This window comes from Cupriavidus sp. 05L411 (assembly GCF_056398045.1).
Window position 1 is genome coordinate 1 of sequence record NZ_JBFTOQ010000114.1, and the last position, 1,948, is coordinate 1,948.

Sequence of the window (1,948 nt, forward strand, 5' to 3'; positions counted from 1 at the left end):
TGTTAGCGCCGATGTAAAAATGACCCACCCCGCCGAAGTAAAACTGACCCACCTGATGGAGGATGGCGGATTTGCCGCCGATGCTGACACAGGAGCAAGCAGTGGAAATCAGGGTATTAGCAAGGCGAGGCACGGGGGTGCGCGAGATAGCGCGGCAGACGGGGTTGTCGCGCAACACGGTGCGACGCTATTTGCGGGACGAGCAGGCCCGCCCGTACGGCCCGCGTGAGGCGAGAGCAACGAAGCTCGAGCCACACCACGGTTATTTGCTGGACCGCATCGCGGCGGCGCGGCCGCGCTGGATTCCGGCGACCGTATTGCTGCGTGAGTTGCGAGAGCGTGGCTACGACGGCGGCATCAGCCAGCTCAAGGTGTTTCTCTCGCCGCACAAGCGTGCCGAGCCAGAGCCACTGGTGCGCTTCGAGACGGCGCCGGGCAAGCAGATGCAAGCCGACTTCACGGTCATCCGGCGCGGCCGCGAGCCGCTGCTGGCCCTGGTAGCGACGCTGGGCTATAGCCGTGCAAGCTTCGTGCGCTTCACGGCCCGCGAGGATGCCGCGACGCTATGCGTCTGCCTGGAGGAGGCGCTGGCCTTCTTCGGCGGCGTACCCGAGCACATTCTGTTCGATAACGCCAAGTCGGTCGTCATTGAGCGCGATGCGCACGGCGAAGGCCGGCATCGCTGGAACCCGGAACTGCTGACGCTGGCCGAGCGCTACGGCTTCACGCCCAAGGTATGCCGCCCCTATCGGGCCAAGACCAAGGGCAAGGTAGAACGCTTCAATCGCTATCTCAAGGAGAGCTTCGTGGTGCCGCTGGCCGCCACGCTCAAACAGACCGGGCTGAAACTGGACGTCGACGCCGCCAACAAGTACATCGGCCGCTGGCTGACGGAGGTAGCCAACGCCCGGATACATGCCACCACCGCCGCACGTCCCGCGGTACGTCTGGCCGCCGAGCAACAGGCCTTGCTGGCGCTGCCGACAAGGTCCAGGCCGTTGCCTATTGCGCAGTCGCACCGACCGATACCGCGCGAGAGCTTGCAGCACCCGCTGGCCGTGTATGACAGCCTGCTGGAGGTGGCGGCATGAATCTGCAGCATGAGCGCATTGCCAGTCTGTGCGGCCAGCTCAAGCTCGACCGCGTGGCGCTGGACTGGGCGCCGCTGGCGCAGCAGGCGGCGACCGAGGATGCCAGTCTGGCCGACTTCCTGGAGCGGCTGCTCCATGCCGAGGCCGCAGCCCGTGAGGAGCGCAAGCGCCAGGTGCTGACGAAGCTGGCGACCTTGCCATCGGTCAAGACGCTGGAGCAGTACGACTTCGGCTTCGCCAGCGGCGCACCGCGGATGCAGATACAGGAACTGGCCAGCCTGGCGTTCATCGAGCGCGCCGAGAACATTGTGCTGCTCGGGCCGTCCGGCGTAGGAAAGACGCATCTGGCGACGGCGCTGGCCTATCGCGCCACCCAGTCCGGTATCAAGACACGGTTCCTGACGGCGGCCGACTTGATGATGCAATTGGCTACTGCCCGGCAGCAAGGCCGGCTGCGAGAGTACTTCAATCGGGCCGTGATGGGGCCGAGGCTGCTGGTGGTTGATGAAATCGGCTATCTGCCGTTCGGCCGCGAGGAAGCGAACTTGTTCTTCAACGTCGTCGCCAAGCGCTACGAGCGCGGCTCGATGGTACTAACCAGCAACCTGCCGTTCGCCCAATGGGCTAGCGCCTTCGCCGACGACCAGACGCTGACGGCGGCCATGCTAGACCGGCTGCTACATCACGCCCACATCGTGCAAATCACCGGCGAGAGCTATCGGCTGAAGGACAAGCGCCGGGCAGGGCAAACGAACAGTCGGACTACCGCGAAGACGGCCGGCTGACAGGACCCAGGTGGGTCAGTTTTACTTCGGCGAATCTTGGGAAAGTGGGTCACTTTTAAATCGGCGTTGACA

The 1,948-nt window shown here is 64.6% G+C and carries 2 protein-coding genes; both read left to right on the plus strand.

What is annotated here, in order from left to right:
* The first annotated feature begins 80 nt into the window (after positions 1-80).
* On the plus strand, positions 81-1,091 hold the full coding sequence (istA, locus tag AC1DQR_RS40135; protein ID WP_477135125.1) for an IS21 family transposase: 1,011 nt from the start codon (positions 81-83) through the stop codon (positions 1,089-1,091).
* Positions 1,088-1,876 (plus strand): IS21-like element helper ATPase IstB, encoded by a 789-nt coding sequence (gene istB / locus AC1DQR_RS40140; protein WP_477135126.1) that lies wholly within the window; start codon positions 1,088-1,090, stop codon positions 1,874-1,876. Before istA ends, istB begins: the two co-directional genes overlap by 4 nt.
* The last annotated feature ends 72 nt before the right edge of the window (positions 1,877-1,948 follow it).